Raw genomic sequence first — 20909 nt, 5'->3', positions numbered from 1 at the left:
GCGCCGGGCGGTGGGGCGGTGCGAGGCGGACGAAGCCGTCGCCGAGTGGCCGCCGTCGCACGCGGCGTGCGCGTGGCGCGGGAGGGCTACCGGGCCGCCAGGGACTCCCGTATCGCCTGGGCGGTGCCGCTCGCGTCGTAGCCCTCGGGGACACCCGGTACCAGGATGATGTCGCCGACGATGTGACGTGAGCGCAGCGAGGCGATCTCCTGGTAGGCGGCCGAGTCCCACCAGGCGCGCGCCTCGGTGATCGAGGGGAAACCGATCACGACGACATGCCCGGGCCAACTGCCCTCCTTCACCTCGTGCTGGGCCCCGTGGACGAGGAAACGGCCGCCGTACGGAGTGAAGGTCGCGGTGATGCGCTCGATGTACTCGGCGATCTCCGGGTGCGGAGCGGCTTCCTGAAGGTGGGCGATGGCGTAGGCGGACATGGTGTCCGGTCCTTCCGTCGGGCGGGAGTCCTTCCGGTCCTTACGCCGACGATCGTGGCACCCGGACGCCCCAGGGGTCGATGACCTCACAGGTAAGCGCCCGCCGAGGACGCCGAGCGGCGTGAGGGCGGTGGCGCCTAGGCCACGCCCGGATTTCGCTACATCTTCCGAAATTATTCGGGACGGCTCCGTGCACATGGCCGAAATACGCCCCTCGTAGCTTCGCTCCCAGGCCCCCGGGGTCCCCGGACGGAAAAAGCTACTTCCCCCGAAATTCCCCGCCGACCTCCCCACCGACATCCCCCACTGTCCTCAGCGCCTCCATGAGACAGGAGCCCAAGGTGCCTCACCTCTCCCGACGCGGTGCCCTGAAGCTGACCGCCGGACTGGCCGTACTCGGCACCCTCGGCCTGACGGGCTGTGGGCGCCAGGACGCCACCGCCGCCGCGAAGGCCTCCGCCCCACCCGTGGACGACTCCCCGGCCACCGGTACCGTCGACGTCTGGGCCGCCCAGGGCGACGCCGACGTGCTGGCGAAGGTGATCAAGCCGTTCAAGGCCGCGAACCCCGACCTCACCGTGCGGGTCACGCTCATCCCGAACGCCGACTACTACACCAAGCTGCAGTCGGCCATCGCGGCCGGCAAGGGGCCCGATGTCGCCCAGTTCTTCCCCGAGTCGCAGGCCCAGTTCCTCGACCCGTCGATCCTGCGGGCCGTACCCGACGGCCTCGTCGACCCCGACGGCTTCTTCGAGAGCCTGTGGTCCGCGGGCGTCGCCGACGACGTGGCCTACACCGTTCCCTGGTACGCCTACACCTATGCGCTCGTCTACCGCTCCGACCTCGCCGAGAAGGCCGGCGTCCAGGCGCCGGCCACCTGGGACGAGATGGTGCCGTTCCTCAAGTCCCTCCAGGGCGCCGGTGCCGGGCACGGCCTCGGCGCCGACAACGGCTGGGACATCTTCAACGGCCAGGACGTGGCGATGTACGCCTGGCAGGCCGGCGGCTCGCTTCTCACCGACGGCGGCAGGTGGACACTCGACACCCCGGCGATGGTCGACGCGCTGAAGTACAACGCCTCGTTCTTCACTTCGGGCGTCGCCGACACCGCCACCCCCACCTTCCTCGACGCGCAGCCGTACTTCGTCGGCGGGAAGACCGCCATGATGATCACCGGCCCGTGGGTCGTCGGCCAGCTCGACACCGCCGCGAAGAAGGACGGCTGGACGGCGTCCCACGTCGCCACCGCCCCCCTCCCGGCCGGGTCCTCGGGCAACGTCTCCTTCGCCGGCGGCGGCACCTGGGGCGTCCTCGCGAGCGGCGACAACGCCGACGCCTCCTGGAAGCTGGTCCGGTACATGGCCCGACCGAGCACCCAGGTCGCCCAGTTCAAGGCGTACGGCTCGCTCCCGGCGGTGCTCTCCGCCTGGGGCGACTCCGCGATCAGGGCCCGCCCGCTCCTCGCCGCCTTCCTCACCCAGCTCAAGAACACCAAGGCGTTCCCGCAGGTCGGCACCTGGCAGCAGGTCGCGACCCGGATCGGCAAGGAGATGGAGGCCGTCGCCAAGGGCACGGCGACCGCGGAGAAGGCCGCCGCGAACATCCAGTCCTACGCCGAGAGCCTCGGCTCGGGCACGAGGTGAGCCGCCGATGACCGCCACCCTCGTCACCCCGCGGCGGACCTCCCGCGGCGCCCGCCGCACCCTGGTCGCCTGGCTGTTCCTCGCCCCGTTCGTCCTCGTGTTCCTGCTCTACACGGCCGTCCCCACCGTCGCCGCCCTGGGGTTCAGCCTCACCGACCTGCGCGGCACGGACCTGCGACACCCCTTCGCGGTCGACTTCACCGGCCTGGACAACTTCGTCCGGCTGTTCCAGGACGCGACGTTCCTGCGCGACCTCCTGAACACCGCCCTGTTCGTGGCCGTCGGCGTGCCGTTGACCATGGGCATCGGCTTCGTGCTGGCCCTCGTACTGAACTCCGGCATCCGCCGGCTGCGCGGCACCTTCCGCACCCTGTTCTTCGCGCCGGTCGTCACCAACGTCGTGGCGGTCGCCCTGATCTGGCAGTACGCCTTCCAGGCCGACGGCACCGTCAACCAGGCGCTCGGCGCGGTCGGCCTCGCCGGACCGAACTGGCTGGACGACCCGAACCTCGCCATGCCGGTGGTCATCCTGCTCGGCGTGTGGCGCAACTTCGGCACCGCGATGGTGCTGTTCCTCGCCGGTCTGCAGGCCGTACCGGACGACGTGTACGAGGCCGCCGCCCTCGACGGGGCGGGCCGGTGGCGGCAGTTGAGGCACATCACCGTGCCGCTGCTGCTGCCCACCACCCTGATGGTGTCGGTGCTGCTGACCGTCTTCTACCTCCAGGTCTTCGACGAGCCGTACCTGCTCACGAACGGCGGCCCGCTCGGCTCCACCGAGTCCGTGGCGCTGTACACCTACCACCAGTTCGGAGCGGGCGAGTTCGGGATGTCCTCGGCCGCCTCCTTCGTGACGCTCCTGATGGTGGCCCTGGTGAGTCTTGTCCAGTTCCGACTTCTGAGGCCCCGCTCATGACCGCCGTCACCGCGCCGCGGACCGCCGAGACCGCCACCGACCGGAGTGCCGCGCCTCGCCGGTCTCTCGCCCGGCCGCTCCTGTACGGCGCGCTCGTGCTGTGCGCGCTGCTCACCCTGCTGCCCTTCCTCTGGGTGATCAGCGGCTCACTGCGCAGCCTCGCCGACATCCGCTCCGACCCCGGCGCCTGGCTCCCGCACCACGTCACCCCCGACAACTTCGTGCGACTGTTCCGGACCGAGGGCTTCGGGCGGTTCATGGTGAACAGCATCGTCGTCGCGGTCATCGTGGTGGCCGGCAACATCGTCGCCGCGTCGGCCGCCGGATACGCCCTCGCCAAGCTCGACTTCGCCGGGAAGCGGATCGCGTTCGGCGCGGTCATGGCGGCCATGATGGTGCCGTTCACCGCGGTGTTCGTCACCCAGTTCGTGATCACCGTCGACCTCGGCCTCGCGGACACCCTCACCGGGATCGCCCTGCCCGGCGTGGCCATGCCGATGTCCGTGTTCATCATGCGGCAGTACGCCACGTCGATCCCCGACGAACTGCTGGAGGCGGCCCGGATCGACGGCGCGGGAGAGTTCCGGATCTTCTTCGGGATCTTCCTCCCGTTGGCCGGGCCCGCCGTCGCGACGATCACGATCATGTCGTTCCTCACCTCGTGGAACAACTTCATCTGGCCGCTCATCGTCGCCCAGAGCATGTCCACCTACACCCTGCCGGTGGGCCTCGCCGCCACCAGCCAGGCCGCCGCCCATGTCACGGACTACGGCCTGATGCTGGCCGGTGCGCTCGTCGTGATGCTGCCCGTCCTGATCCTCTTCCTGTTCCTGCAGCGCTACTTCGTGCAGGGCATCTCCGGAACGGGAATGCGGTGACCATGACGGAGTCGGTCCTGGACACCCCCGCGGGCACGATCGTGGGACGCCAAGTCAACGGCGTACGCCGTTACCTGGGCATCCCCTACGCCGAAGCCCCCACCGGTGCGAGGCGGTTCGCCGCGCCGGTCCGGCGGGGACGGTTCGCGGAGCCCTTCGACGCCTCCCGGCACGGTGCCACCTCGCAGTGCGTCCCGCTGTTCGCCACGACCACGATCCCCGAGCCGTCGGTACCGGGCGACGACGTGCTGAACATCGGCGTCGACGCACCGGCCGCGGACCGTGCGCCGTGCCCCGTCCTGGTGTGGATCCACGGCGGCGGCTTCCTCGCCGGGAGCCCCGCCAGCCCCTGGTACGACGGCAGCGCCTTCGCCCCCGACGGCGTCGTCCGCGTCACCGTCGGCCACCGGCTCGGCGTGGACGGGTTCGCGGTCCTGGACGGCGTCCCCACCAACCTCGGGCTGCGCGACCTGCTGCTCGCCCTCGACTGGGTGCGGGAGAACATCGCCGCGTTCGGCGGTGATCCCGGCCGGGTCACCGTGGCCGGACAGTCCGCCGGGGGAGCGGCGGTGCTCGCACTGCTGTCCTCGCCGCTCGGCCAGGGGCGCTTCCAGCGGGCGGTCAGCCTGTCCGGGGGGTTCTTCGAAGGGGGAGGGGCGCCCGGTTTCCTCGGACGGCTCGGGGAGCGGCTCGGCGTTCCGGCGACCCGGGCCGGGTTCGCCGCCCGTGACGTGGCGGACATCCAGCGGGCCGTCCTCGGCCTGCGGGACGAGGGGGCGGCCGGTGACCCGCTGCCGCTCGGCCCGTTCGTCGGCGACGACCTCCTGCCGGTGCCCGTCGCCGACGGACTGGGCGTGCGCGGGCAGGACGTCCCCCTGTTGATGGGCGCCACCGGGGACGAGTTCGACGCCGGGGCGGCGCCCGGGGCCGGGTCCTCCGGTCCGGCGAGGGACGCCGCCCGGGCCGCGGGCACCCGCCCGACCGACACCCTGTTCCGCGCCGCCTGCCCGCGCACCGCGAGTGCCCGGCGTGCCGCCCGCGCCGGCACCTGGCTGTACTCCTTCGAGTGGCCCTCACCCGTGCTGGGCGGCGCCGCGCACTGTGTCGACCTCCCGTACTTCTTCGACGTGCTCGACGCCCCGGGAACCCCCGAGGCACTGGGGCCCAACCCGCCCCGGGAACTGGCCACTTCGATGCACGCCGACCTGGTCGCGTTCCTCCATGGCGAGGAACCCGCCTGGACGCGGGCGACCGGCACGCCCGGCGATCCGGCGCGCGAGTACGGCCGCCCCGGCGCGCCGCTCGTCGCCGACACCACGGGCGTGTTCGACCCCGTCGTGCGCACGGTGTCCGAGGCGGCGAAGGGGTGCTGATGTCCGGGATGAACCAGAGCGCTGTCCGGCGCGTCAACACCTCGGTCGTGCTGCGCGCCCTCGCGGTGTCGGCCGGTCCGACGACGCTCACCGCGCTCGCCGAACAGGCCGGCCTCTCCCGCCGCACCATCGAACTCATCCTGGACTCGCTCGTCGAGGCCGGCTGGGTGGCGGAACTGGACCGGGTGCCGATCAGCGGCTCCGCCGGACGCCCCGCCCGCCGCTACGAACTGCGCGCCGAACACGCCCTGTTGGCGGCCGTGTGCATCACCACCTCGGACGCGTCCGCCGTCGTCGCCGACGTCCGTGGCCGCATCCTCGGCCGGGCGCAAGGCCCCCTGCGGGCGTATCAGGACCCGCGGACCACGCTCGACGACGCGGCCGCCCTGGTCCGGGAGGCACTCGACGACGCGGGCGGTTCCGCGGACCGGCTGCGGGCCGGCGCGGTCGCGGGCGGCGGCGCGATCGACGACGAGGGCGTCGTACGACGCCTGGTGCACACCACGCGCTGGGAGGGCGTGCACCTGCCCGAGGAACTCGACCGGCGCATCCCGATGCCCTGGTTCGCGGACAACGACACCAATCTCGGCGCGCTCGCGGAGCGTTGGCGGGGCGTGGCCGGCGACCACGACAACATGGTGTGGGCGATCCTCGGCAACCGCACCGGCCTCGGCATCCTCATCCGGGGTGCCGTGCACCGCGGTCTCGACGGCGCCGCGGGCGAGATCGTCGAGGCCCGCTCGATCCCGACCGGGTCGGTGGAGAACCACCCGATGGCCTGGCTGAGTTCACCGGATCCGGCCAGGCGGAGCGTGGCCCTGGACCGGTTGGCCGCCGCCCGGGCCGGCGAGGCGGGCGCACTCGCCGAGGTCGACGAGTTCGTGGAGAACATCGCGTCGATCCTCACCATCCTGTCCTGGACGGTCGCCCCCTCGCTGATCGTGCTCGGCGGCGGTCTGGAGGACGGCGCCGACGTGCTGCTGCCCCGGGTGCGGGAGGCGCTGCGCGACGCCCGCGCCCCCGCGATCGAGCTGCGCGCCACCGGCCTCGGCCGCGACGCCGCCCTCGTCGGCGCCGTCAAGCTGGCCCTCGACCGCATGGACACGGAACTGTTCGGCCCCCTCGTCCCGCGCACGTGAACGCCCACGGCGCCCTCGCCGCCCCAGCCGAAGCCGACGCCTCCGCAGCCGTCCCCCCATGTTCCCCGCGGCCCGACCCCTGGAGTCCCACCGTGACCGAAACCCCCCGCACCGACGTCCTCATCGTGGGCAGCGGCATCATGGGCTCCCTCGTGGCCCGGCGGCTGCGCGACAGCGATCCGGCGCTGCGCATCACCATGGTCGACGGCGGCAGCGCGATCGGCGCGGCCCCCGGACTGCATCTGCACGACCTGGACGACCCGGACCTGTGGGCGCGCTACAACGAGCGGGTCGCCACCGGCGTCCAGGGCATGTACACGGGCGCCGAGGTGGTGCGCGAGGTCGCGGACCGCCTCACCGACCTGACGCCCGGCATGTTCCACGCCCTGGCCTTCGGCGAGGACGCCGAGGCGATGCCTGCGGCGGCGTTCGCGTGGAACGCGGGCGGCATGGGCGTCCACTGGACGGCCGCGACACCGTGGCCCGCCGGGGACGAGGTCTTCGACTTCGGCGACCCGGCCGGCTGGGCCGCCGACCTCGACACCGCGCGCCGCCTGCTCGCCGTCACTCCCTCCGCGATCGGCCCGACCGAGGTCGGACACCTGGTCCTCGATGTGCTGCGCCGGCGCTACGGAGGCCTCGGACCGGACGACCGGCGGCCCCAGCCGATGCCCATGGCCCTCACCCCGACCCCGGCCGGACCGATGCCCCGCACCTCCCCGGCGACGATCCTCCCCGCCCTCGCGACCGGCGCCGACCCGGCGTTCACCCTGCTCACCGGCACCCTCGCGACGGCCCTGCCGGTCTGCGGGGACCGGATCACCGGGGCCCGGCTGCGCCGCGTCGCGGACGGCGCCGACTCCGAAATCCACGCGGACACCGTCATCGTGTGCGCCGACGCACTGCGCACCCCCCAACTGCTCTTCGCCTCCGGAATCAGGCCCCCCGCGCTGGGCCGGCACCTCAACGAGCACGCGTTCATCACCGCCCGGGTCCTGCTCGACCTCGACCGGTTCGGCATCGGCGTCGACGCCCTGCCCCTGCCGCGCCCCAGCGAGTTCAGCACGGACTCGCTCTGGCTGCCGCAGAACGGCGCGGCGCAGCCCTTCCACGGCCAGATCATGAACCGCACCTACCTCGACGAGGCGGGCCGGCCCCTCGCCCACTCGGTGGGCCTCTCGCTGTACGCCCCTGTCGTCTCGCGCCCCGACAACCGCCTCGTCTTCTCCGAGACCGAGACCGACCTCGCCGGAATGCCCCGGATCACCGTGGAGTTCGGCTACGGCGACACCGACCGGGCCCTGATCGACCGGGCGCTCGCCGAAGTCCGTTCACTGGCCGCAGAGTTCGGCCCGTTCGACCCCGCGACCGAGAGCGCCCTGCTGCCACCCGGCTCGTCCCTGCACCAGACCGGCACCGTGCGCTGCGGCACCGCCGACGACGGCACCAGCGTGTGCGACCCGGACGGCAGGGTGTGGGGCTACGACAACCTGTACCTCGCCGGCAACGGCGTGATCCCCACCCCGATGGCCGCCAACGTCACGCTGACCGGCGCGGTGACCGCGCTCCGGGCGGCCCGGGCCGTGACCGCCCGCACCACCGCACCCGCCCCGCACCGACCACTCGCACGCACCGACCAGGAGACCCACTGATGATCGACATCGCGAAGGAATACCGCGTCGCCCTGCCCGCGTGGATCGACGACGAACTCGCCGACGTACCCGCCGCGATACCCGGCCGTGACGACCGGATGCGTCTCGTGCACCGCCTCGCCGACCGCAACTGGCGCGAGGGTGACGGCGGCCCGTTCGCCGCCCTCGTCGCGGAACGGGACACCGGCCGGATCGTCTCCGTCGGCGTGAACGTCGTCCTCGCCTCCGGCGTCTCCAGCGCCCACGCCGAGGTCGTCGCGCTGGGCCTGGCCCAGACGGCGACCGGCGGTTGGGACCTCGGCGGCGAGGGCCTGACCGCCCACGAACTGGTCGTCAACTGGCGTCCCTGTATCCAGTGTTACGGCGCCGCCATGTGGTCGGGCGTGCGCGGACTCGTGGTCGCGGGTGAGGGCCCGGAACTGGAGGAGATCACCACGTTCGACGAGGGACCGCTCGGCGCGGACTGGGCCGGGCAGTTCGCGGCACGCGGCATCGAGGTGACGGGGGACGTACTCCGCGACGAGGCCCTCGCGGTGTTCCGGGACTACCGCAAGGCCGTCGACGCCGCCGCCGGCATCGTCGTCTACAACGCCCGCGGCGGTGCCGCGTGACGACGCCCCGCTTCGCGACCGACATCATCACCTTCTACCACCCCGCGTTCTGGGGGCTGGAGTCCGCGGACGCCGTACGGGACTGGGCCCTCGCCCACCCCGACCGCTTCTGGGAGCGGGTGATGGCCGCGCTCGCCGACGCCGGGATCACCGGTGTCGAGCTGACCTTCGCGCCCGGCGACCTCGACTCCGCGCTGCGCGCCTTCGGCAGCGCGCCCGCCTTCCGGCGCGAACTCGCCGCCCGGGGCCTGTCGGTCGTCAGCGCCTTCATCGCCGACAGCGACGCCCCCGACTGGCGGCACGGCGAGAACCTGCCCGCGATCGTCGCCGACGCGGAGCGTCGCGCCGCCTTCCTCGCCGAGGCCGGGGCCGAACTCCTCGTCGCCGGGCTGCCCATGCGCACGACGTACGGCGAGCGGCCGCCCTTCTTCGTCGACGCCGCGTACATGACCCGCATGGCGGACATCGCCCACGTGGTCGGTGAGGCGGTGGCCCGGCAGGGCGTGAAGCTCGCCTTCCACACCGAGTCCCACAGCACCCTCTGGTACGAGCGGGACATCGACCTGTTCATGGCCCTCACCGACCCGCGCTACGTGTGGCTGTGCCCCGACTCCTGCCACATCGCCCTCGGGGGCGGGGACCCGGTGGCCGTCGCACGCCGCCACACCCCGCGCATCGCCCTGGCGCACTGGAAGGACGCGGTCGGACCCATCGACGTCGCCCTCACCGTCGACGAGACGGTCTACGCCGCCCAGCAGCCCTACATGGCCACCCTGGGCACCGGCATCGTCGACTGGCGGGGCTGGGCCGACGCGATGGCCCGCACGCCCGGCGCGGGCACCGTCCTGATCGAACTGGACGAGGCGGCCGACCCGGTGGCCGCACTGCGGGCGGGGAAGGCCGTCGCGCAGCGGTGGGCGACGGCCTCAGCGGCGTAGCTCCTGGTGCGCGGTCTCCGGCAGCCGCAGATACACCAGCGACGACACCAGACAGAGCGCGGCCACGTACCAGGGAAAGACCCCCGCGTGCCCCAACTCCTTGAACAGCGTGCCCACATACGGTGCCGTGCCGCCGAACAGCGCGACGGTCAGCGAGTAGGGGAAGCCGATGCCGGCGGCCCGCACCCGGGGCGGGAACACCTCGGCGTTCACCGCCGCGCTGATCGAGGTGAACCCGGTCAGCAGCACCATGCCCGCGCACTGCACGAGCAGCAGCACCACGAACGAGTCGCGCAGCGCGTGCAGCAGCGGCACGCTCAGCAGGGCGAAGCCCAGACCGAAGAAGAGGAGCAGCGGACGGCGCCCGAAGCGGTCGGAGAGCAGGCCCCCGAGGGGCTGGAGCAGGCCGAAGAAGGCGAGCGAGATCGTGCCCGCGAGCAGCGCGTCCGACTTGTCGACGCCCGCGTTGAGTTCGGCGTACGTCGGCAGGTACGACGTCCACGTGTAGTACGCGATGGTGCCGCCCGCGGTGATCCCGCAGATCAGCAGCGACTCGCGCGGGTGGTGGCGCAGCGCCTCCAACAGCCGGGGGCGCGGCCCCTGTTGCTGTTCCTCGCTCCGGGTCTCCTCGGCGCCCCGCCGGATCCAGAAGCCGACCAGGCTGAGCACCGCGCCGAGGACGAACGGCACCCGCCAGCCCCAGCCGTTCATGTGCCCCTCGCTCAACGTGCCCACGAGCAGGGCGGCGAGACCGGAGGCGACGAGCTGCCCGACGGTCGTCGACACGTACTGGAAACTGGAGAACAGCCCGCGCCTGCCGGGGCCCGCCGACTCGACCAGGAAGGTCGTCGAGGCGGCGAACTCCCCGCCCACGGACAGGCCCTGGAGCAGCCGGGCGAGGACCAGGACCACCGGAGCGAGGACGCCGACGGCGTCGTAGGTCGGGGTCAGCCCGACCAGCAGACTGCTGCCGCCCATCAGCAGGATGGTCACCGTCAGCGCGGCCCGCCGCCCCTGCCGGTCCGCTATCGCGCCCATCAGCAGCCCGCCGACCGGCCGCATGAAGAAACCGACCGCGAACACCGCGAACGTCGACAGCAGCGGCACCAGCGAGTTGTCCGCGCTCTCCGGGAAGACCTCGGCCGCGATGTAGGTGGCCAGAAACGTGTAGGCGTACCAGTCGTACCACTCCACGGCATTGCCCACGGAGGCGGCGAGGAGCTGGCGTACCGGCCGTCTCGTCGGCGTGGACGCCGACGTCTGCGTCTCTGTCATGATCGCGACCATCCCCCCGTCGCGGCCCCGGCACACCCCCCGTACCGCCGACTTTCACATCAGCGTCACCAGACCCTTCCCTGACGTTTGGTGCTCTTGGAACACTCCTTTCGCGCGCATTCCGTCATTCCGTCCCGTTCCGGCCCTCCGCCTTCCCCGACTCCAGCTCCCTCAGCCCCCAGACCTCCAGGCCCTCGGACCCCCGATCACCCATCTCCTGATCCCCCGATCCCGATTCCCCACAGGATGAGAGGCACCCCTCCATGCCCGACGTCAACCGGCGCCGATTCCTCCAGCTCGCGGGCGCCACCTCGGCGTTCACCGCGCTGTCCAACAGCATCCAGCGCGCCGCCGCGCTCCCCGCCCACCACCGCACGGGGACGATCGAGGACGTCGAGCACATCGTCGTCCTGATGCAGGAGAACCGTTCCTTCGATCACTACTTCGGCTCACTGAGAGGTGTCCGCGGCTTCGGCGACCCGCACCCGGTCACCCTCCGGAACGGCGCATCGGTCTGGCACCAGTCGGACGGCACCAAGGACGTCCTCCCGTTCCACCCCGACGCCGACGACCTGGGCATGGCCTTCCTCCAGGACCTCCCGCACGGCTGGAACGACGGTCACGCCGCCTTCAACTCGGGCAAGTACGACAAATGGGTGCCGTCCAAGGGTTCCACGACGATGGCCTACCTGAACCGGGACGACATCCCCTTCCACTACGCGCTCGCCGACTCCTTTACCATCTGCGACGCCTACCACTGCTCGTTCATCGGCTCCACCGACCCGAACCGCTACTACATGTGGACCGGGTACACGGGCAACGACGGCACCGGCGGCGGCCCGGTCCTCGGCAACGACGAGGCAGGCTACGGCTGGACGACGTACCCCGAGCGCCTGGAGAAGGCCGGGATCTCCTGGAAGATCTACCAGGACGTCGGCGACGGCCTCGACGCGGCCGGCGGCTGGGGCTGGATCGACGACGCCTACCGCGGCAACTACGGCGACAACTCGCTCCTCTACTTCAACCAGTACCGGAACGCGAAGCCCGGCGACCCGCTGTACGACAAGGCCCGCACCGGCACCGACCACAGCAAGGGCGAGGGCTACTTCGACCGGCTGAAGGCGGACGTCAAGGGCGGCAAGCTGCCGCAGATCTCCTGGATCGCCGCCCCCGAGGCCTTCACCGAGCACCCCAACTGGCCCGCGAACTACGGCGCCTGGTACATCTCCCAGGTCCTGGACGCGCTCACCTCGGACCCGAAAGTGTGGGCGAAGACGGCCCTGTTCATCACGTACGACGAGAACGACGGCTTCTTCGACCACCTGGTCCCGCCGTTCCCCGCGTCCTCCGCCGCCCAGGGCAAGTCGACGGTCGACGTCGGCCCCGACCTGTTCAAGGGGGACGGCAAGAGCGTCGCCGGACCGTACGGACTCGGCCAGCGCGTGCCCATGCTGGTCGTCTCGCCCTGGAGCAAGGGCGGTTACGTCTGTTCCGAGACGCTCGACCACACCTCGATCATCCGGTTCATGGAGCGCCGCTTCGGCGTCCACGAGCCCCACATCTCACCCTGGCGACGCGCGGTCTGCGGCGACCTGACCGCCGCCTTCGACTTCTCCCACAAGGACACCGAGCCGGTCCCGCTCCCCGACACCGACGGCTACGAGCCGCCGGACCGCGAGCGCCACCCCGACTATGTGCCGGTCCCGCCCGCGAGCCCGTCCCTGCCCAGGCAGGAGCGTGGCCTGCGGCTCGCCCGGCCGCTCAAGTACGCGCCGTACGTGGACGGTTCGGCGGACGCGGCGAGCGGGACGTTCACCCTCGCCTTCGCCTCCGGCAGGAAGGCAGGCGCCGCGTTCCTGGTGACCTCGGGCAACCGCGGCGACGGCCCCTGGAGTTACACCACCGAGGCCGGCAGGACGGTCGAGGACACCTGGAACGCGGCGTACTCGAACGGGTCCTACGACCTGACCGTGCACGGCCCGAACGGCTTCCTGCGCGTCTTCAAGGGGCCGAACGGGACGGCCGGTCCTGAAGTCACCGCCCGCCACACCGGCGACGACGTCGAGCTGACCCTCACCAACAGGGCTTCCCGCACCGTGCGGTTGAACGTCGCCGGTGGATACGGCGAGCGCGGCCGGACCTTCACCGTGCGCCCCGGCACTGTCGTGAAACACACCTTCCGCCTCGCGGCGAGCCGGCGCTGGTACGACCTGACCGTCACCTCCGAGGCCGATCCGGCGTTCCTGCGGAGGTTCGCCGGACACGTGGAGAACGGGCGGCCCGGGGTCAGTGACCCGGCCGTCATGACTGGGTAAAGCCTTCCGGAGGGCCGGGATCCGGGCTGGTCAGGGACCGGGAGGCTCGGGATAGTGTGCGTCGGTGACCACGCAATCGAACACACCTGCAGGCTGGTACCCGGATCCGCACGGAGCGACCCAGACGCTCCGCTACTGGGACGGCGCGCAGTGGACCGAGCACACGAGCCCGAACGAGCCGGGCCAGGCGGCACCCCAGGTCCCGCCGCAGCCGGCCGGTCCGGACCCGCGCGTCCAGCGTCAGGTGCAGCAGCAGGCCGGGGTCGTGGCGGGCGGCCCCGGCGGGGGCACCCTGTTCAGCGAGCCGGTCCTGGTGGTGAACCAGAAGGCCAAGCTGATCGAGCTGACCAACGAGTACAAGGTCAGCGACCAGAACGGCAACCAGATCGGTTCGGTCGTCCAGGTCGGGCAGAGCGCGCTGAAGAAGATCCTGCGCCTGGTCGCCAGCATCGACCAGTTCATGACCCACAGGCTGGAGATCCGTGACGCCCACGGCCAGCCCGTGCTGCTGCTGACCCGGCCTCGGAAGTTCCTCAAGTCCCGGGTGATCGTGCAGCGTCCGGACGGCTCGCCGGTCGGCGAGATCGTCCAGCAGAACATGATCGGGAAGATCAACTTCGGGATGATCGTGAACGGCGAGCAGGTCGGTGCGATCAAGGCGGAGAACTGGCGCGCGTGGAACTTCGCGATCGTCGACCACACCGACAAGGAGGTCGCCCGGATCACCAAGACCTGGGAGGGCCTCGCCAAGACGATGTTCACCACCGCGGACAACTACGTCCTGCAGATCCACTACCAGCTGCCCGAGCCGCTGCTGAGCCTGGTCGTGGCGACGGCGCTGACCGTCGACACGGCACTCAAGCAGGACTCGCGCGGACTCGGTTGATTCGGTTCACACGGACCGGTTCGAGCGGTCCGGTTCACACGGATCGGTTCGAGTGGGCCGGTTCACCCGCCCTTGTTCACGCGCGCCGGTTCACGTTGACCGGATCAGACGGCCGAGTTCACGCGAACCGGCTACGCGGACCGATTCACGCGGACCGGCTTACGCGACCGGGTTCACGCGAGTCGGTCGCGCGCCGGTTCACGCAGACCGGTTCTCGCGGGCCGGTTCACGCAGACCGGCTCACATGTATGGGTTCACGCGAGCCGGTTCGCACCGGCCGATTCACGCGGCCGGGGGTTCACGAGGGCCGGTCCACACCGGCCGATTCACGTGGCCGGGTTCACACAGACCGGTTCACGCGGGCCGGTGCACAGACCGGCTCACATGCGCGAATTCACGCGAGCCGGTTCACAGTGAAGTGAGGTGTCCCGGCTCGGGTGACGGCCGGGGTACCAGCGCCGGTTCCGCCGTCGCCGACTCCGGCGTCAGCGCCAGGACCGCGGCCACGGGGTGCTCCTCGTGGTCGTCCACGGCCGGCCCATCGGTGTTCGGCACCCGCGACAGCAGCACCACGCCCCATGCCGCGAGCCCGGCCCCCGCCAGCGCGAGCAGCACGCCCGCCGCGCCGCCCTGGAGCCCCTCGCCGAGCAGGGCGAGGCCGATCGCGGCGGCGGCCACCGGGTTCGCCAGGGTCACCATCGCGAGCGGGGCGCCGAGGCCGCCCCGGTAGGCGGTCTGGGAGAGCAGCAGGCCACCGGCCGCGAACGCCGCCACGAGCAGCGCCACCCCGATCACCTGGACGCTGAGAAGCGACTCGGTGCGGTCCGTCACGGCCACCGTCACGGTCTGGGTGAGCGCCGAGGCGACCCCGGAGGCGAAGCCGGACGCGGAGGCGTGCCGCAGGCCCGGACGGGCGCCGCGCCGTGCCAGCACGCCGATCAGGGTCGCCGTCACGCCCGCCACCGCCACCGCCTCGGACCCGCTCAGCACCTGCTCGGGTGCCGAGCCCGACGCCGTGACCAGGATCGCGGACAGGCCGAGCAGTGTCAGCGCGGTACCCCGCCACTCCACGGCACTCACCCGCCGCCCCGCGACCCGCGCCCCCATGGGGACGGCCGCGACCAGGGTGAGCGCACCGAGCGGCTGGACCACGGTCAGCGGTCCGTACTTGAGCGCGACGACGTGCAGCAGCGCGGCCGACGCGTTGAGCACGACCGATCCCCACCACGCGCCCGAGCGCAGCATCCGGGCCAGGCCCGAGCCCGGGTGCCGGGAGGCCAGGCGTTCCTGGGCGACGGCCGCGCCCGCGTAGGCGACGGCGGAGAAGAGGGACAGGACGACGGCGAGAAGTGTGGCGTTCATCGACCCGCTCCGACGAGAACCTGCTCCTGGGCGGGTACGACCTCGTCCTGGTCGCGGTCGGCGGTGGTCGCCGTCCGGCGCGGCGGACGGATCACCGTGAGCGCGAGGCCGAGCAGGGTGCCCGCCACGATCGCGTCCAGCCAGTAGTGGTTCGCCGTCCCAACGATCACCACCAGCGTCAGCAGCGGGTGCAGCAGCCACAGCCAGCGCAGACGCGACCGGGTGGCGACGATCAGGCCGATCGCCAGCATCAGCGCCCAGCCGAAGTGCAGCGACGGCATCGCGGCGAACTGGTTCGACAGCTGGTCGGTCTGCGGCGGCCCGTACACGGAGGGGCCGTAGACCTTCGCGGTGTCCACCAGGCCGGTGGCGGCGAGCATCCGGGGCGGGGCCAGCGGGAACACCAGGTGCAGTACGAGCGCGGCGGCGGTGAGCGCGGCCAGCACCCGGCGGGCCCACACGTAGTGCGCCGGGCGGCGCAGATAGAGCCAGACCAGGAAGGCCACGGTGGCCGGGAAGTGGACGGTCGCGTAGTAGGTGTTCGCCACGTGCGCGGGCAGGTCGCCGTGGAACAGCAGGGACTGCACCGAGCCTTCGCCGGGCAGATGGAGGGTCCGTTCCAGGTCCCACACGCGGTGCGCGTTGTGGAAGGCCTCACCGGTGTGGCCGGTCGCCAGCTGCCGGCCGAACTTGTAGACGAGGAAGAGTCCTGCGACGAGCAGGAGCTCACGGACGAGCGGCGGTCGCGCTATAGCGCGGGACGCCGCCCGGGAAGGCTCGGTGCGGGCATTCATCCCCCGGCCCTTTCGCTGACGGTGGTGCGTGTGCTGCTGCCGGACGGGTGGGTGACTCGTCGAGCGGCCGAAACTCATCGATACGGGTGAGTACCGATACGCCAGTGTACCGATACGGTCCCGTTCCGGTACACTGGCGTATCGATTGATCTACGCCACACTGGAAGGGCGGGCCCCGCCCGCGGGGACCCGAGTGAGGAGAAGGGCCATGACGTCGCAGGCCGCGGACGGACCGGAGTCGGTCGCCGCCTCGCGCCGCTCCAAGATCACGCCGGAGCGTGAGCAGGAGTTCTTCGACGCCGTGATCGAACAGGTCAAGGAGTGCGGCTACGACGCCGTGACCATGGAGGGGATCGCCGCCAGCACCCGCTGCAGCAAGTCCACCCTCTACCGGCAGTGGCGCACCAAGCCCCAGTTCGTGGTCGCCGCGTTGCGCTCCCGCCGCCGTTCACGCCTGGACGGCATCGACACCGGATCCCTCGCCGGGGATCTGCGCGAGGCCGCGCGGGCCACCGCCAAGTGGTCGACGACCGACACCAAGCTGCTCCAGGCGCTCGGCCATGCCGTCACCCAGGACGAGGAACTCGCCCGGGCGCTGCGCGAGGCGCTCGTCAACCCGGAGATCGCCGCCCTGCGCGAGATCCTGCGGCGCGGGGTCGAGCGGGGCGAGGTCGCCGCCGACCACCCCGCGCTGGAGTACATCCCGGCCCAGATGTTCGGCGTCGTCCGCGCCCGGCCCGTCGTGGACGGGAAGTACGCCGACCAGGAGTACCTGGTCCGGTTCGTGGAGGCCGCGGTGCTGCCCGCGCTGGGACTGACCTAGGACTCAGGCCGCCGTACCGGGACGACCCGACGGCGACCTGCTCGCGCCGCACCGTGGGGACGGGGGCGGCGCGCACCCCCCGGCCGGGTGGGGTTCCCTTGAGCGGAGAGGAACCCCACCCGGCCGACGTACTCCCGGGACCCCGGCCGGAACCGCGGCCGGGCCGGCGTCCGACCGGCAGGCCGGGCGGACGGACGGGCCCCGGACCTCAGACGTCCTGGCCGCTGCCGCCGCCCGTCGACACCTTGATGCCCGAGGTGATCTCGTCGAGCACGGCCTGTGTCTCCTCCACGTCGACGCCGAAGCGGACGACGACCATCTGCTGGGCGTTCGCGGGGGCGGGGAAGGCCAGCGACTGGACGTAGCCGTCGGAACCCTTGCTGGTGACCGCCTTCCAGCGCACCAGGTAGCCCTTCTGCCCGGCCACGGTCACCGCCTTGGAGGCCAGCACGTCGTGCGAGGTGATCTTGCCGTAGGTGGTACCGCCGTAGGATTCCTCGGCGTTGGCGGAGATGTCCGCCTTCGCGATCTCCTCGGCCGTGTTGCCCTTGGTGCCCAGTGCGAGGGCCGGGGCCGAGTACGCGCCGCCCTTGGTGCAGGACTTGGAGGTGTCGCCGGGGCACTTGTAGGAGTCGTTCGACGTGACCGTCGCCCCCACCTGGATCTGCTGGCCGTACCAGCCGTCCGGGATGGGCAGGCTGATGCCGTCGATCGCGTCCGTCACCGAACCGCTCTCGATCTTCGGCGCCTCGGACTGCTCGGGCGAGGGCGACGCACCGCCCGAGCCACCGGATCCGCCGGAGTCACCGTCGCCCCCGGAGCCGCCGTTGCCGCCGAAGGGCCCGCCCCGGCCGCCGGGACCGGTGCTCTGTCCGCCCGGCCCCTGCGAGTTGGCGGTGTTGTCGCTGCCGCCGTCGTCACCGGAGAGCGCGTACACGCCCCCGCCTATGCAGGCGAGGGCCACCACCGCCGCCGCGACCGCTATCGCCGTGCGCGGCCCGCGCCGCGAGCCGGTGGGCGGCTGCCCGGGGTACCCCGGATATCCGGGATGCGCCGGATACGGGCCGACGCCCGCCGTATGCGGTCCGGCGTCCGCCGGGTACGGGCCTGCACCCGCCGGGTACGGGCCGGCGTCCGCCGCATACGGTCCGGCGTCCGCCGGTGCCTCGGAAGGACCCCCCGCGGCGGCCGATCCCGCCGGGCGGGTCTGATCCGTCCATGCCTTGCCGTCCCACCATCGCTCGGTGGCGGGACCGTCACTTGTCTGCCCGGGATCGGGGTACCACCCTGAGGGAGTCTCCTGCGTCATGCCCCCACCGTATGAGGCCTCGGTGAAAGAGGCATGAGAGGGACGGACCCAGAATTCGCCTCATTCCAGGACGATCCGCACAGGACGCTCCCGTGCGGGCGGCGGCAGGCGCAGTCCGTCCCGGCCGGGAGTGACCGAACCGAGCAGACTCGCGTGCCGGGCACCGGTGCTCGCCGGATCGGTGCCGGGCAGTCCGTGCACGGTCAGAAATCCCAGGGCGGCGAAGGCGTACGCCTCCTTCGCCGCCGCCGGCAGTCCCAGTTCGTCGGAGCTGCGCACCGCCGGAAGCAGCCGCCCGAGCCGCTCCATCAGCACCGGGTTGCGGGTCCCGCCGCCCGAGACGATCACCTCGGTGGCGCCCGTCGCGCGTACCGCGTCGGCGACCGTGCGGGCCGTGAGCACGGTCAGCGTGGCGATCACGTCCTCGGCGGGCAGGGTGCCGACCCCGGTCAGCGCGTCACGCAGATACCCGAGATGGAACAGTTCCTTTCCGGTCGTCTTGGGCGCGGGCAGCGCGTAGTACGGCTCGGCCAGCAGCCGCTCCAGCAGGACCGGATGCACCCGCCCCCGTGCGGCCAGTGCCCCGTCGACGTCGTACGCCAGGGCCCCGCCGCTGAAGCCGCGGGCCGCCGCGTCGATCAGGGCGCACCCGGGCCCGGTGTCGAAGGCGGTCCCGTCGGGCGCGGTGAGGTTGGCGATGCCGCCGAGGTTCAGCGCGACCGGTGTGCCCGGCCGGCCGCGCAGCCACAACAGGTCGACCAGGCTGACCAGCGGCGCGCCCTGGCCGCCGGCCGCGATGTCCCGGGGCCGGAAGTCGGCGACCACGGGCAGCCCGGTCGCCTCCGCGATCCAGGCGGGCTGCCCCAGCTGCAGCGTGCCGTGCACCCGCCCCTCGGACACCCAGTGGTAGACCGTCTGCCCGTGCGACGCCACCAACTCCGCGCCCCCGTCGCACAGTTCACGGTCCGCACGGACGGCCGTCGCCGCGAAGGCCCGCCCGATCCGGGTGTCGAGGCGGCACACCTCGGCCATCGACACCGACCCCGGCGGCAGTGCCGCACCGAGCACCTCGCGCAGCTCGTCGTCGTACGCCTCGCTCACCGCCCCCAGCGTCTTCAGGACGAGACGGTCGCCGCACAGCCGTAGGTCGGCCGCCGCCGCGTCGATCGCGTCGTACGACGTCCCGGACATCAGACCGATCACCCGCATGTGCTCAACTCGCCTTCTGCCCGGAGGACATGGTCGTCTTTCGTCCGGGGGACACGGCCAGCGCGAGCGTGCTCACCGCACAGGTGGCCGCCGCGTAGTACGCCGGGACGTCCAGGTTCCCGGTCCGCTCCACCGCCTCGGTGATGATCAGGCCCGCGCAGCCGGAGAACACCGCGTTCGACAGGGCGTAGGCGAGTCCCAGCCCGGTGTAGCGCACGGTGGTCGGGAACAGCTCGGCGAGCATCGCGGGACCCGGCCCCGCCATCAGCCCCACCACCGCTCCCGCGCCGCACACCGCCAGCCCCTTCACCGGGTCCGAAGTCCCGGGATCCTGAAGGAGGTTGAGCAGCGGGACCGCGAGAACGACCACGAGCACCGCCCCCGTCGCCATCACCGGCCGCCGGCCGACCCGGTCGCTGAGCAGGCCCGCCGGCAGGATGGTGGCCGCGAATCCCAGGTTGGCCAGCACGGTCGCGATCAGCGCCTGCTGGAAACTCGCGTTCAGCGAGCTCTGCAGATACGACGGCAGGACGACCAGGAAGGTGTACCCGGCCGCCGCCCAGCCCATGATCCGCCCGGCACCCAGCGCGATCGCCCCGGCCACGGCACCGGCGGGCGGGCGCTCCCGCGATCGTTCCTCGCCGAAGGCCGGCGTCTCCTCCAGCCGCAGCCTCAGCCACAGTGCGCCGAGCCCCATCGGCAGCGTCAACAGGAACGGCACCCGCCAGCCCCAGTCGCCCAGTTGGCCCTCGCCGAGCACGGTCGCGAGCAGCGCCGCCGCTCCCGCGCCGGCGAGCAGCCCGAGCGCCACCGTGAACGACTGCCACGCCCCGTACAGTCCGCGCCGCCCCGGCGGAGCGGACTCCGTCAGCACCGACACCGCGCCCCCGAACTCCCCGCCCGCCGACAGCCCCTGAAGCACCCTCAGGAACGTCAGCAGCCACGGAGCCGCGGCACCCACCTGGTCGTAGGTCGGCAGCGCGCCGATCAGCGTCGTCGCCCCCGTCATCAGCGCGATCACCAGGATCAGCACCGGACGGCGGCCGATCCGGTCGCCCAGCCGGCCGAACAGGGCCGCGCCGACGGGCCGGAAGAAGAACGCGAGCCCGAAGGACGCGTACGTCCGCACCAGCGCCTCCGCCTCGCCGCCGCCCTCCGGGGTGAAGAAACGCGCCGCGATGACGGTGGCGAAGTAGCCGTAGACGCCGAACTCGTACCACTCGATGAAGTTGCCCACCGAACCGGCGACCAGCGCCCGGCGGGACCGCGGTGTTCCCCGCTCGTGGAGGGTGACGCTCTCCCCGGTGCTCATGGCTTCTCCCGGCTGATCATGGCCTCCCACGGCTGTTCCG

At 72.2% G+C, this 20909-nt stretch carries 18 protein-coding genes; 11 read left to right on the top strand and 7 right to left on the bottom strand.

Annotated elements, in window-relative coordinates:
* Nucleotides 1-86 precede the first annotated feature (86 nt).
* The gene (locus tag ACZ5VD_RS08215; protein WP_468551322.1) at nucleotides 87-434 is read right to left on the bottom strand and encodes a DUF1330 domain-containing protein; all 348 of its coding nucleotides are present in this window, start codon (nucleotides 432-434) and stop codon (nucleotides 87-89) included.
* Nucleotides 435-775: 341 nt separating this feature from the next.
* Between ACZ5VD_RS08215 and ACZ5VD_RS08210 the strand changes: the two genes are divergently transcribed.
* The 8 genes from ACZ5VD_RS08210 to ACZ5VD_RS08175 all read left to right on the top strand — a co-directional run bounded on the left by ACZ5VD_RS08210 (nucleotide 776) and on the right by ACZ5VD_RS08175 (nucleotide 9584).
* A complete protein-coding gene (locus ACZ5VD_RS08210) occupies nucleotides 776-2077 on the top strand; it encodes an extracellular solute-binding protein (protein WP_468551323.1) in 1302 nt (433 codons plus the stop codon).
* A gap of 7 nt (nucleotides 2078-2084) precedes the next feature.
* Entirely contained in the window at nucleotides 2085-2993 is a 909-nt protein-coding gene (locus tag ACZ5VD_RS08205; protein ID WP_468681474.1) for a carbohydrate ABC transporter permease, read from the top strand.
* A complete protein-coding gene (locus ACZ5VD_RS08200) occupies nucleotides 2990-3871 on the top strand; it encodes a carbohydrate ABC transporter permease (protein WP_468551325.1) in 882 nt (293 codons plus the stop codon). Before ACZ5VD_RS08205 ends, ACZ5VD_RS08200 begins: the two co-directional genes overlap by 4 nt.
* A 2-nt stretch (nucleotides 3872-3873) precedes the next feature.
* Nucleotides 3874-5244 carry a carboxylesterase family protein gene (locus tag ACZ5VD_RS08195; protein ID WP_468681472.1) on the top strand — a complete coding sequence of 457 codons (1371 nt, stop codon included), beginning with the start codon at nucleotides 3874-3876 and terminating at the stop codon, nucleotides 5242-5244.
* Between the two features lie 8 nt (nucleotides 5245-5252).
* Complete coding sequence (locus tag ACZ5VD_RS08190; protein ID WP_468681680.1) at nucleotides 5253-6383, top strand: ROK family transcriptional regulator; 1131 nt, start codon at nucleotides 5253-5255, stop codon at nucleotides 6381-6383.
* Nucleotides 6384-6475: 92 nt separating this feature from the next.
* Nucleotides 6476-8035, top strand: coding sequence for a GMC oxidoreductase (locus tag ACZ5VD_RS08185; RefSeq protein ID WP_468681470.1), 1560 nt, complete (start codon nucleotides 6476-6478; stop codon nucleotides 8033-8035).
* Nucleotides 8035-8646: a nucleoside deaminase gene (locus ACZ5VD_RS08180; RefSeq protein ID WP_468551328.1), complete on the top strand. Its 612-nt coding sequence runs from the start codon at nucleotides 8035-8037 to the stop codon at nucleotides 8644-8646. Before ACZ5VD_RS08185 ends, ACZ5VD_RS08180 begins: the two co-directional genes overlap by 1 nt.
* Entirely contained in the window at nucleotides 8643-9584 is a 942-nt protein-coding gene (locus ACZ5VD_RS08175) for a sugar phosphate isomerase/epimerase family protein (RefSeq protein WP_468681467.1), read from the top strand. The genes ACZ5VD_RS08180 and ACZ5VD_RS08175 overlap by 4 nt, the downstream gene beginning before the upstream one ends.
* Here ACZ5VD_RS08175 and ACZ5VD_RS08170 read toward each other — a convergent pair.
* Nucleotides 9573-10871, bottom strand: a complete 1299-nt coding sequence (locus ACZ5VD_RS08170; protein ID WP_468681466.1) for an MFS transporter — start codon at nucleotides 10869-10871, stop codon at nucleotides 9573-9575. The two genes, ACZ5VD_RS08175 and ACZ5VD_RS08170, sit on opposite strands and share 12 nt — an antisense overlap.
* A 251-nt stretch (nucleotides 10872-11122) precedes the next feature.
* Between ACZ5VD_RS08170 and ACZ5VD_RS08165 the strand changes: the two genes are divergently transcribed.
* Together ACZ5VD_RS08165 and ACZ5VD_RS08160 are read left to right on the top strand one after the other, a co-directional pair.
* Nucleotides 11123-13174, top strand: a complete 2052-nt coding sequence (locus ACZ5VD_RS08165) for a phosphocholine-specific phospholipase C (protein WP_468681464.1) — start codon at nucleotides 11123-11125, stop codon at nucleotides 13172-13174.
* A 64-nt stretch (nucleotides 13175-13238) separates the two neighbouring features.
* The gene (locus ACZ5VD_RS08160; RefSeq protein ID WP_468551332.1) at nucleotides 13239-14060 is read left to right on the top strand and encodes an LURP-one-related family protein; all 822 of its coding nucleotides are present in this window, start codon (nucleotides 13239-13241) and stop codon (nucleotides 14058-14060) included.
* A gap of 408 nt (nucleotides 14061-14468) precedes the next feature.
* Here ACZ5VD_RS08160 and ACZ5VD_RS08155 read toward each other — a convergent pair whose 3' ends face one another.
* Both ACZ5VD_RS08155 and ACZ5VD_RS08150 read right to left on the bottom strand, forming a co-directional pair.
* Nucleotides 14469-15422 (bottom strand): DMT family protein, encoded by a 954-nt coding sequence (locus ACZ5VD_RS08155; RefSeq protein WP_468551333.1) that lies wholly within the window; start codon nucleotides 15420-15422, stop codon nucleotides 14469-14471.
* On the bottom strand, nucleotides 15419-16216 hold the full coding sequence (locus tag ACZ5VD_RS08150) for a phosphatase PAP2 family protein (protein ID WP_468681460.1): 798 nt from the start codon (nucleotides 16214-16216) through the stop codon (nucleotides 15419-15421). Before ACZ5VD_RS08150 ends, ACZ5VD_RS08155 begins: the two co-directional genes overlap by 4 nt.
* Before the next feature lie 208 nt (nucleotides 16217-16424).
* Here ACZ5VD_RS08150 and ACZ5VD_RS08145 point away from each other — a divergent pair, with 208 nt between their 5' ends.
* Nucleotides 16425-17039, top strand: a complete 615-nt coding sequence (locus ACZ5VD_RS08145) for a TetR/AcrR family transcriptional regulator (protein ID WP_468551335.1) — start codon at nucleotides 16425-16427, stop codon at nucleotides 17037-17039.
* Between the two features lie 208 nt (nucleotides 17040-17247).
* Here ACZ5VD_RS08145 and ACZ5VD_RS08140 read toward each other — a convergent pair whose 3' ends face one another.
* The 3 genes from ACZ5VD_RS08140 to ACZ5VD_RS08130 are packed head-to-tail and all read right to left on the bottom strand — an operon-like array spanning nucleotide 17248 to nucleotide 20869.
* A complete protein-coding gene (locus ACZ5VD_RS08140) occupies nucleotides 17248-18348 on the bottom strand; it encodes a DUF2510 domain-containing protein (protein WP_468681457.1) in 1101 nt (366 codons plus the stop codon).
* A 60-nt stretch (nucleotides 18349-18408) separates the two neighbouring features.
* Nucleotides 18409-19557, bottom strand: coding sequence for an anhydro-N-acetylmuramic acid kinase (locus ACZ5VD_RS08135; protein ID WP_468681455.1), 1149 nt, complete (start codon nucleotides 19555-19557; stop codon nucleotides 18409-18411).
* 4 nt (nucleotides 19558-19561) lie between these two features.
* The gene (locus tag ACZ5VD_RS08130) at nucleotides 19562-20869 is read right to left on the bottom strand and encodes an MFS transporter (RefSeq protein ID WP_468681453.1); all 1308 of its coding nucleotides are present in this window, start codon (nucleotides 20867-20869) and stop codon (nucleotides 19562-19564) included.
* Nucleotides 20870-20909 lie beyond the last annotated feature (40 nt).

The sequence above is a fragment of the Streptomyces sp. NPDC032822 genome (assembly GCF_055578825.1).
The sequence above is the reverse complement of the archived record's forward strand: the minus strand, read 5'-3'. Positions and strand labels throughout refer to the sequence as shown.

Bases quoted from the DNA above. Each gene is read 5' to 3' on its own strand.
- ACZ5VD_RS08215 (WP_468551322.1), bottom strand. From the start codon at position 434: ATGTCCGCCTACGCCATCGCCCACCTTCAGGAAGCCGCTCCGCACCCG.
- ACZ5VD_RS08205 (WP_468681474.1), top strand. From the start codon at position 2,085: ATGACCGCCACCCTCGTCACCCCGCGGCGGACCTCCCGCGGCGCCCGC.
- ACZ5VD_RS08200 (WP_468551325.1), top strand. From the start codon at position 2,990: ATGACCGCCGTCACCGCGCCGCGGACCGCCGAGACCGCCACCGACCGG.
- ACZ5VD_RS08195 (WP_468681472.1), top strand. From the start codon at position 3,874: ATGACGGAGTCGGTCCTGGACACCCCCGCGGGCACGATCGTGGGACGC.
- ACZ5VD_RS08190 (WP_468681680.1), top strand. From the start codon at position 5,253: ATGAACCAGAGCGCTGTCCGGCGCGTCAACACCTCGGTCGTGCTGCGC.
- ACZ5VD_RS08180 (WP_468551328.1), top strand. From the start codon at position 8,035: ATGATCGACATCGCGAAGGAATACCGCGTCGCCCTGCCCGCGTGGATC.
- ACZ5VD_RS08170 (WP_468681466.1), bottom strand. From the start codon at position 10,871: ATGGTCGCGATCATGACAGAGACGCAGACGTCGGCGTCCACGCCGACG.
- ACZ5VD_RS08165 (WP_468681464.1), top strand. From the start codon at position 11,123: ATGCCCGACGTCAACCGGCGCCGATTCCTCCAGCTCGCGGGCGCCACC.
- ACZ5VD_RS08155 (WP_468551333.1), bottom strand. From the start codon at position 15,422: ATGAACGCCACACTTCTCGCCGTCGTCCTGTCCCTCTTCTCCGCCGTC.
- ACZ5VD_RS08150 (WP_468681460.1), bottom strand. From the start codon at position 16,216: ATGAATGCCCGCACCGAGCCTTCCCGGGCGGCGTCCCGCGCTATAGCG.
- ACZ5VD_RS08145 (WP_468551335.1), top strand. From the start codon at position 16,425: ATGACGTCGCAGGCCGCGGACGGACCGGAGTCGGTCGCCGCCTCGCGC.
- ACZ5VD_RS08140 (WP_468681457.1), bottom strand. From the start codon at position 18,348: ATGACGCAGGAGACTCCCTCAGGGTGGTACCCCGATCCCGGGCAGACA.
- ACZ5VD_RS08135 (WP_468681455.1), bottom strand. From the start codon at position 19,557: ATGCGGGTGATCGGTCTGATGTCCGGGACGTCGTACGACGCGATCGAC.
- ACZ5VD_RS08130 (WP_468681453.1), bottom strand. From the start codon at position 20,869: ATGAGCACCGGGGAGAGCGTCACCCTCCACGAGCGGGGAACACCGCGG.